This is a genomic window from Streptomyces sp. NPDC000229, from assembly GCF_040300825.1.
Lineage (GTDB): Bacteria > Actinomycetota > Actinomycetes > Streptomycetales > Streptomycetaceae > Streptomyces.
This window is the reverse complement of sequence record NZ_JBEPEL010000137.1, coordinates 1-8,981: the sequence shown is the minus strand read 5'-3', so window position 1 is coordinate 8,981 and position 8,981 is coordinate 1. Positions and strand designations below refer to the sequence as shown.

8 protein-coding genes are annotated in these 8,981 nt (G+C 71.5%); 6 read left to right on the top strand and 2 right to left on the bottom strand.

Going from position 1 to position 8,981, the window contains the following annotated elements:
• Positions 1-97: 97 nt before the first annotated feature.
• Positions 98-610 carry a hypothetical protein gene (locus tag ABT360_RS34480; protein ID WP_351825567.1) on the bottom strand — a complete coding sequence of 171 codons (513 nt, stop codon included), beginning with the start codon at positions 608-610 and terminating at the stop codon, positions 98-100.
• Positions 611-1,738: 1,128 nt separating this feature from the next.
• Here ABT360_RS34480 and ABT360_RS34475 point away from each other — a divergent pair.
• On the top strand, positions 1,739-2,584 hold the full coding sequence (locus tag ABT360_RS34475; protein WP_351825565.1) for a DUF427 domain-containing protein: 846 nt from the start codon (positions 1,739-1,741) through the stop codon (positions 2,582-2,584).
• Positions 2,585-2,808: 224 nt separating this feature from the next.
• A complete protein-coding gene (locus ABT360_RS34470) occupies positions 2,809-3,261 on the top strand; it encodes a PRC-barrel domain-containing protein (protein ID WP_351825563.1) in 453 nt (150 codons plus the stop codon).
• A gap of 825 nt (positions 3,262-4,086) precedes the next feature.
• Here the strand turns inward: ABT360_RS34470 and ABT360_RS34465 are convergent.
• On the bottom strand, positions 4,087-4,752 hold the full coding sequence (locus ABT360_RS34465; protein ID WP_351825561.1) for a maltokinase N-terminal cap-like domain-containing protein: 666 nt from the start codon (positions 4,750-4,752) through the stop codon (positions 4,087-4,089).
• A 218-nt stretch (positions 4,753-4,970) separates the two neighbouring features.
• On the opposite strand from ABT360_RS34465, the gene ABT360_RS34460 reads away from it, so the two are divergent.
• The 4 genes from ABT360_RS34460 to ABT360_RS34445 all read left to right on the top strand — a co-directional run.
• The gene (locus ABT360_RS34460; RefSeq protein ID WP_351825559.1) at positions 4,971-5,843 is read left to right on the top strand and encodes a hypothetical protein; all 873 of its coding nucleotides are present in this window, start codon (positions 4,971-4,973) and stop codon (positions 5,841-5,843) included.
• 1,257 nt (positions 5,844-7,100) lie between these two features.
• A complete protein-coding gene (locus ABT360_RS34455; protein ID WP_351825557.1) occupies positions 7,101-7,628 on the top strand; it encodes a toxin-antitoxin system HicB family antitoxin in 528 nt (175 codons plus the stop codon).
• Between the two features lie 110 nt (positions 7,629-7,738).
• On the top strand, positions 7,739-8,629 hold the full coding sequence (locus ABT360_RS34450; RefSeq protein WP_351825555.1) for a DUF4097 family beta strand repeat-containing protein: 891 nt from the start codon (positions 7,739-7,741) through the stop codon (positions 8,627-8,629).
• 42 nt (positions 8,630-8,671) lie between these two features.
• Positions 8,672-8,981: ATP-binding cassette domain-containing protein (locus ABT360_RS34445; protein ID WP_351825553.1), on the top strand; the 310-nt coding region annotated here is incomplete at its 3' end.

The window sequence follows — 8,981 nt, the reverse complement described above, 5'->3', positions numbered from 1 at the left end:
GGAGGAGGGAGCCACTGCGGAGCATTGGCGACCGACGACAACGCAGCAGATGCGCGTGCCAGGGCTCGCGAGCCCGGCAAGATCCGAAAGACACGGCCTAGTCGCGGACTATGCCGCTGACGGCGCTGGAGCCCTCGCCCGTGGCTTCCGCGTCTCCGGTGTTGATCGCTCGTGCCGACCGTCCGTCGTCGCCTGTACGCCTCACCCCGGTCACCGCGCTACCGCCGCCGCTCGCCACGGCCGTCCCCGTCGCCATGGCAACGTCGCCGGTCGCGTCGGCGACGTACGAAGCCAACGTGCGCAACTCCTGGGCCGTCCGCTCCTGTTCCCGGGCGTCCAGGGACTCCAGCAGCATCTCGAAACGCGTCCGCCACTCCCCTTCCTGCCGCAACCGCTCCTGCTCCGGGTCTACGGCGGCTTCGGGCTCCAGGGCTCGCGCGGTTCGGTCCAGTCGCTCGAGTTCAGCGCGGCCCCGAGCGGTGTCGCCACGTCCCAGGAGGGCCGCGGCGCGCTCACGCACCACGAGCCACGCGTCCGTCCCGGCAGCCTGCACCACCGCACCACCGCCCGCTGCCGCCACCGCCGTCAACGCTTCGACCAGCACAGCCACCCACCCCACTTCGACTCAACGCGGTCAGCCGCAACGTACAGCCCCCGCCATGTGGATGGGGTCGGAATCGTGGGATGTGGGAAGGGCCACTCGGCAGCGTCCCGTCCTCCCGCTCGCGGGTGGCCGGAAGGAGCGACCACCGCTCCGCCCGCCTGCCTGCCTGCCCGGGCCGACGTGGTGCTGTGGCGGGCCGCGGAGATCACCATGCGGCTCGGCGACAGCGTGCCGCTGGTCAGTGCGGCCACGACGCATCCGTGGGTGCGGGAAGGAGCACGGCCTGTGGCGGAGCGGCCACTACCGGGAAGCGGTGACCGCGGCCGAGCCCGGCGAGGAACTGCACGGGAGCGCGCCTGGGCACCGGGAGCACGGAGCCCCAACCCCGGACCCGCCGTCCGCCGCATCCCGGGCGGACACGGCGGTGGACCCACCGCACGTCACCGGCGGCGAGGAGCTCCCCGGGAGCCCACCCGGGCCCGGTGCGGCACCGCCGGTCAGGCGGGACCGCTCGTGCGGGCTCCTGGCGCTCGCACCCGGCAGGAACGGGCAGGTCGGCCGCTTCCCGGCCGCACTCGTGGCGAACGGCTTCCCCGCGTCGTCCAGGCGCAGCCTGCCGCTGCGGGCGCCGGTGGTTCCACGTGACTGTCGTCGCGTGCTTGTGGTGGTCGTGGCCGCGGTCGCGGCGGAGCGGCTGCGGGGCGGATTGAGGACGATCCCCTGATCCTTGCCGCACGCACCGCGGGTGAACGGGCGTGGCGGCCTTGGGCGCGCACGGCCATGGAGAGGTGACGCTCGATGAGCACGCGGCATGGGCCGGGCGCCGAGGCCTTCGACACCGTACCGCCGGCCGTCGGGGCGGTGAGCGACGGGCGTGGGTACGTCGGAGTTGCGTGGCGGGGCGAGGACTGCGGCAGCAAGGCGGCACGCGCGCCGACGGCGGTACGGACTGCGGCCAAGCCGCGACGGAGGGACAGCGGACGGATGGCCGGAGCCAGATCCATTTCTGGGGCGAGCCGATCACCGACGGCGACGTGACCCGTCCGAGTGCATCGGGTGCGGGGAGAGAGCACGATCGATAGGGGGAGGCGGTAGACCCTCGGCATCCGCCGCTGCCCACCCTGGAGGCCTGTCATGAGTACGTCGTCGGAGCACCACCGTGAGGCAGTAGTCGTCGCCCGCCGCCCGCCCCCGCCGACCGACCGCATCACCTGGGAGCCCAGCGACCGATGGGTTCGCGCGACCAAGGCGAACACCACCGTCGTCGACAGCCGACGGTCGCGCCTCGTGTGGGAGCCGGGCCGGCCGGTACCGCTCTACGCCTTTCCGGAGGCGGATGTCCATGTGGAACTGCTCCGTCCGGCAACACGGCCGCCAACCGGGCGCCACCCCGGCGCGGCGGCCTATTACGACCTGACGGTGGGCGGTGACACTGCGCGGAACGCCGCGTGGTCCTTCCCGGAAGGGGATCTGGCCGGGTACGTCGCCTTCGAGTGGTTCGTCCGCAGTGCCCTCGATCACTGGTACGAGGAGGAGACCGAGGTCTTCGTTCATCCACGTGACCCGTACCAGCGCGTCGACGCGCTCCCGAGCAGTCGGCACGTCCGGGTCGAGATCGACAAAACCACCGTCGCGGACACACGCACCCCGGTGCTCCTGTTCGAAACCAATCTGCCGGTCCGCTACTACATCCCGCCCGAGGACGTCCGCTTCGACCTGCTCATCGCCACCGGCCACAGCAGCCGCTGCCCGTACAAGGGCGTGGCGTCCCAGTACTGGTCATGGAAGCGGGGCGGACCCACACCGCCCAACGTGGCCTGGAGCTACCCCGATCCACTCCCCGCGGTGCGTGACATCACCGGGAAGGTGGCCTTCTACAACGAGTTCGTGGACACGATCGTCGACGGTGAACCGCTGGAACGCCCGGTCACCTACTTCAGCGGAGCACCCGAAGCAGAAAAACCTCCAGCGGCACCCTGAACACCGCTCACACCGACCGTGCAGCTCAGCAGAACCTGCGGCGGCCGGGCGGAACGGCGGCAGCCAGGCAGCCCGGCGCCGGGGCGAATCCAGGCGACCGGCCGAGAGGCTCAGCGCCGGACCGACGCCTCCGGCCGCGAGGCGGAGCCCCGGACACGTTTGCAGGCGCGGGCCTGGGCTAGGAGAGCTGGGACAGGTCGCGGCAGGGCAGTTGAGGAGCAACGGTGATTTCCCAGGAGCAGCTCGCGGGTCTGGCCCGGCAGCCGGTCTACGCCGCGGACGGGGTGAAGGTCGGGGATGTGGTCCATGTCCTGCTGGACGACACCACTGGCAAGGCGGAGTGGGCGCGGGTGCACAGCGACTCGTCGGGGCCCGGTGACGTCTTCGTGCCTTTGAGGGAGGCCGTGCACGTCGGCGACCGCGTGCAGGTCCCGTTCGCCAAGGCCACCATAGAGGCCGCAGCGAAGGTCGACGTCCAGGGGCGTCAGGTACTGTCCGTGGCTGATGAGGAGAAGCTCTTTGCCTGCTTCGGTCTGAGGGACGTTCGTGAACAGGTGAACGCGGAGCAGGGCTCGGGATGGTCGCAGATGGACAGGGCCGACCACATCCGGACGGGCACTGACGGACGGGAAGAGTACCGAACACGGCTGCGGCTCCTGCAGGACAACGGTGCCTGACGTCGGCCGTTGCTGACGTGCCTGAAGCGGGCGGAGACGGGACGGCGGGCTTCACGCTCTGCTGCCTTGTTCGCCGCCTGCTTTTCAGCTGCCCGCCACACCTGTGATTGAGCGCCTCGTGGCGGGCCCTGGCACGACAGCGACAACAACAGCGACAACGGTGGATGGCGTTCGGACCATCATGGCCGCCATTGAACCGCGCCCCGACCTTGGCTCCTCCGGGCCGCCGCCCGGGCAGGCGCGCCCCCGACTCGTCGCGTGTGCGATCCGGGGCGCGGTGACCACCTCCGCGCCGGTCCCGACGGGGTGGAAGTCCCGCGTATACGCCCCCTCAGCCAGAGCGCTCCACGGTGTCGATGGTCTGGTCGTCTTCGCTGGCACACGCCCCGCAGTGATGACGCTGTGGGGCCGGTACAACCGATACAGGAAGCGGTATGGGCAGGGAAGGGGGTTGCGCTGCGGAACGTGATGGCGGGGAGCAGCCGCATGAGGCGGGTCGTCTCCCTCACTTCACCTGCGGGCGGGAAGCCGGAGAGGACCCGGCCCGTGAGCCCGAGCCGGCGGTGGAGCCGGGCGTGTTCGACGGTCCCGTCGCCGACCGCAGTGTCAGTCCCGGGCGCGCATCGTCTGGTGGAGGGATCCGGACACGACCCCGCCGCACAGGGGACCCCAAGGGCCCCGCGGAATACTCCATTCCCCACAGGAGCGCAGGCACTGAGCCCCAGGCGGTCGAACGCCTCACCACCGGATCACTCTCAAAGACGGTAGTAACCGAGCTCAGACTTCACGCAGGGCACGACTCGAGTACATGCCCGGATGCAGCACTCACAGGCTCACGCGCAAGGTGAGGAACGGGGAACGGTGTTCGGTGCCGTCCGGGAGGTGCCAGGGGGCGGTGACGCAGGGGTGGGGAGGGGTGGGAGCCGAGGGCTCGAGGACGCGGGCCACGGTAAGGGTCAGCGAACCCGTCTCCGCCGGGATGGCGATCTCGGTGCCGGCAGGGCCGTCGGCCACGGTGTTCGGTCCGGTGGGAGACGGGACAGGGCCGTCGGCGCCGTGACGTGTGACGGACGGGTCCGGCGTATCGGTTTCACTCTGCGCCTGGGGCTCGGCGTGTCCCTCCAGGAGGGCGAGGACCTGGGCGACGAGGACAGGGTCGCCGGCACCGTCGTAGATCCAGCGTCGGCCCAGGACGCCGTGCTCGGAGGTTCCGACGAGGGCGCTCACCTGACCGCCCGTGTGGCCTTCGTCGAGCGGTGCGCCCCGGTAGGTGAGCGGGACGTGGTAGGTGACCGGCCGGTCGCCGGAGCCGTCGGTGACGGCCATGAACTCGATGCCCACCTCACCCTCCGGGTCGTCGAGCCGGAAGCCACCCGCCTTGGAGAGTGCCGGCGCGCTCCCCGTCGGGACGTACCAGGGGCGTGTGGGCAGCCAGGCCTCCAGCAACTCCAGCTTGCCGGGGGACATCGTGGTCCGGTGGACGACAGCCATTCTTCGTGATCCTCCTGTGTCGGTGTTCCCGTTGATCGTACGAACACCCCTCCGTCGCCACGCTACTTGGGGACAGGCTCACTCGCTTTGGACGGGTACGGCTGAGGCGGACCGGCCGCTGCGCGGGTGCTTCACGCGCCCTGGGAAGGACGCCCATACCGTGGCAAGATGGTCGGACGAACAGTATCGATGGTCGGTACTCGTTCTCTGGGGCATCAATGAACGTCTGGCTCCGCTTCCGCCTCATGGGTGTCACGGTCGCGACCGGCGTGTCGCTGCTGGCCTGCAGCGGTACGGACGGGCGCCCGGACGCGTCGGTCTCGCCGTCCGCCGCTCCGCGGCCGTCAGCACCGTCCCAGTCGACTCCCGCGCCGAGCGGGCAGCCGTCGACGCCGGCAGACCCGGCCACGCCTCGGCCGGATGCGTCCACGCCGGGACCGAATGCGTCGGCCACGTCCGGCCCCGAAGGCGTCGCCCCGGTTCCCGGTCTGGGGCGCCTGCAGCCGATCTGGCCCTTCACGACGCTCACCCAGGCACAGGCGTGGCAGCGCGCATACCGTTCGGGTGGCCACCAGCCCTGGCACCTCGACGCGGAGCAGACCGCGCTGTCGTTCACCCGGGGCTACTTGGGCTTCACGGAGATCGATCGCGTCACCTCGCGGTCCGTCGGTGCGACGCATGCCCGCATCGGCGTGGGCCTGAGCGGACCCGAGTCGTCGGGCACCGCGGCGGTCATCCATCTCGTGCGGTACGGCACCGGCCGTGACGCGCCCTGGGAGGTCGTGGGCACGGACGACACGACGTTCAGCCTGACGAAGCCCGCCTACGGCTCGGTGGTCCGGTCGCCCCTGGCCGTCGGTGGGCGGATCAGCGGCGTGGACGAAAGTATCCGGGTGCATGTGCGCCAGCCCTCGTCCAAAGCGCCGCTGGGCGAGTCGTGCTGCGCCCCGGCCGGCGGCTTCGGACAGCCCTGGTCGTCGTCCGTCTCCTTCAAGGGCGGCAAGGACGCGGTTCTGACCGTGATCGCCATGACCGGCGGGCACATCGCCGAGGTCGAGCGTTTCGCGGTCACGGCGGTGCGGACCGGCTGACGGCAGCGCAAGGACTCCTCCACGTGAGTGCCGTGCGGCCGGTCGGTGTTCATCGAACCGCGGCCCGGGCACGCCGGCCGCACCGTGCACACCGTGCTCGTCGACGACCTCAACCCCTTCGTGGCCCGGATCGCGTACTGGGGGCTGGAGCCCGTGACCGAGACCTGCCGTGGCGGCGGGGGTACGGGCGAGCAGCGCCGCCGCCACCGCCAGGGGCCCGGGGTGTGCCCGGTGACGTCGCGCTTGGTCAGCTCGCCGGGCCCGTCCCGCTCCAGGACGCCGATGGTGGCGCTCCGGACCGCCGCTCCGGCCAACCGGTGGGCGTGCAGCACCTCGTCGAGGGGGCGGCCCTGGTCGGCGCGTCTGGTGACGGGCTCTCTCGTGCACCGCTGGGCCTCCAGGACTGCGGCGGGATGGGTGCCTGCTTCGCGTCCGTACCGGATGCCGTACCCACGGCGGGCCGCAGGTCGGTCGGGGTCAGGAGGGGGTCGGCGTAGTACGGCACCTCGGCTTCGGTCGTCACGGTGTCGCTGCCCAACTCGACCCTCAGGCGGCCGTCGTGGGCCTTGGCCAGGGCGTCGTCGAGCGCATCGGTGCGTGGTGGCGCCGACCTCGCGCTGGGGACCCTTGCAAGTGGCGACGGCGTAGGCGGTGGGGGCCCGTCTCGCTCACCGCCTGCGCCGTGAACCGGTCACTCACCGAGGGCCCTTGCGCGGGACTTCTCCAGCTGCACAACCAGCGCCCCGAGGTGGGCTTCGTCGCACGGGGCGGGGACTCGGCCCGAGGGCGCGGAGCACGACCCGGGTACGCGCGCCGGTGGCGCGCCCGTCCGGGAACTTCTTCTCCAGTAGGTCGAAGACCTTATGCGACCGCGTGCCGGGGATGGAGAAGGTGCCCGCGGGCGGCGCCCAGCGCGGCGGAAGCGGCGAAGTCCGCACGGGCGAAAACCACCACCCATGGCAGCGCCACCCACAGCAGCGCCCTCCCCCATCGCCGCCGGAGAAGGTGCCCACAGCTGGGGGTGGGGCGCAAAGAGACCGGTCTCAGCACTGGCACCAGAGGTGCAATCGATGGCGCCGGGCCACCCAACCGTGGCACCACTGTGGCGTCACAGCGGCACCGCCACAAGCAACGTCAGCGTCCTTTCGGCACCACGTCACCCGCATTCACCGCGCAAACATGCAGGTCAAACGGCATTCGAAAAAACCGGAGCCAACCTGGCTCGCTATAGCGCCATTCGTGTGCCATGATGGCGCCATGGACCTCACGCCCTATGTCGACAACCTCCGGCAGGAACTGGCCGTCGCCGCGGCCGCCGGTGGCGACGATGCCCGCGCCCTGGCCGAGCGGCTCACCGCCCCCCTGGAATCCGCCGCCCGACTCACCCTCCTCAACGCTCTGTCGGCCGCCATGGTCGAGGTCACGCGGGAATTGGCTCCGGGCTCGGTCGACGTGCGGCTGCGTGGGCTCGACCCGGAGTTCGTGGTGACGGCGCCGCCCGCCCCCGAGCCGTTCCGGGAGGCGCAGGAGCCGGTCGCGGATGTGGCCGCGGCCGCGCCGCCGCCGCCCGCGGACACCGACGACGGCGCCATGGCGCGGATCAACCTGCGCCTGCCTGCCCACCTCAAGGCCCGCGCCGAGGGCGCCGCGGCGGCGGAGGGCCTGTCGGTCAACGCCTGGCTGGTGCGGGCGGTGTCCACCGCCCTCGACGGCGGGGCGCACGCCGGCCAGCCGGGCCGCGGCAGGGACAAGGGCGGCCGGGGCTTCACCGGCTGGGTCCGCTAGGGCCGCCGGCCCACCCCGCTTTCACCGGCGGATCGCCGATCCCGCCGACGTCACTCATCACCCGCCTGCACGGCGGGATCGACCATGCGAGCCAAGAGGACGGACCAGTCATGCCTTCTTTCGAGACCCCTGAACCGATCTCCGTCACCCTCGAATTGGACGCCGGCACCGCCCGCATCACCGCGGGCAAGCGCACCGACACGGTCGTGGAGGTGCTGCCGCGCAACGGATCCGAGGACAACGACGTACGCGCCGTACAGCAGACCGAGGTCACGTGCTCGGGCGGCCGCCTCACGGTCAAGACGCCCAAGAAGCGGTCCCCGTTCGGCAGGCCGGGCGCCATCGAGGTGAGCATCGAACTGCCCGCCGGATCCGATGTGCGGGGCACCTCCGCCATGGGTGGCTTCTACTGCGAGGGCCTCCTCGGCGAGGCCGTGTTCAAGACCTCGCTCGGCGACATCCAGCTCGACGAGGTGGCCGGCGGCAGCCTCAGGACCGATCTCGGCGACATCCGCCTGGCCCGTTCCAGCGGGGACATCGAAGTCATCGGCTCGGGCCGGATCGAGGTCGGCACGGTCGCCGGTGCGGCGACCGTCAAGAACGGCAACGGCGCGACCGAGGTCGGCGAGGTCACCGGTGTCCTGAAGGCCAACGCGGCCAACGGCGACATCTGCGTCGCCATCGCGCACAGCGACGTCGGCGCCAAGTGCGCCAACGGCCGGATCGAGATCGGCGTCGCCCACGCCGGGATCGACGCGATGTCCTCCAACGGACGCATCCGCGTCGGTGACGTCACCCGCGGCCGGATCGACCTGCGTACCTCCGTCGGCGACCTCGAAGTGGGCATCCACGAGGGCACCGCCGCCTGGCTCGACCTGAACCCCAAGTACGGCACGGTGCGCAACGCGCTCGGCTCCGCCGCCGGCCCCGCGGACTCCGACGAGACCGTCGAAGTGCACGCCCGGACCTCGGTCGGCGACATCATCATCCGCCGTGCCTGACCCCGCCCGCCCCCAACTCCTCGCCCCCGGAAGGAAAGCGGCATGACCGCCACCCGCACATCCGCACCGATCACCGCGAACGGCACGGCGCCGGCGATCACCGCCACCGGGCTGCGCAAGTCCTACGGCGACAAGGTCGTGCTCGACGGCATCGACCTGTCGGTGCCGCAGGGCACCGTCTTCTCCCTCCTCGGCCCCAACGGCGCCGGCAAGACCACCGCCGTCAAGATCCTGTCCACCCTCATCACCGCCGACGCCGGCGACCTGCACGTAGGGGGCCACGACCTGTCCGCCGACCCGCAGGCGGTCCGCTCCGCGATCGGCGTCACCGGGCAGTTCTCCGCCGTCGACG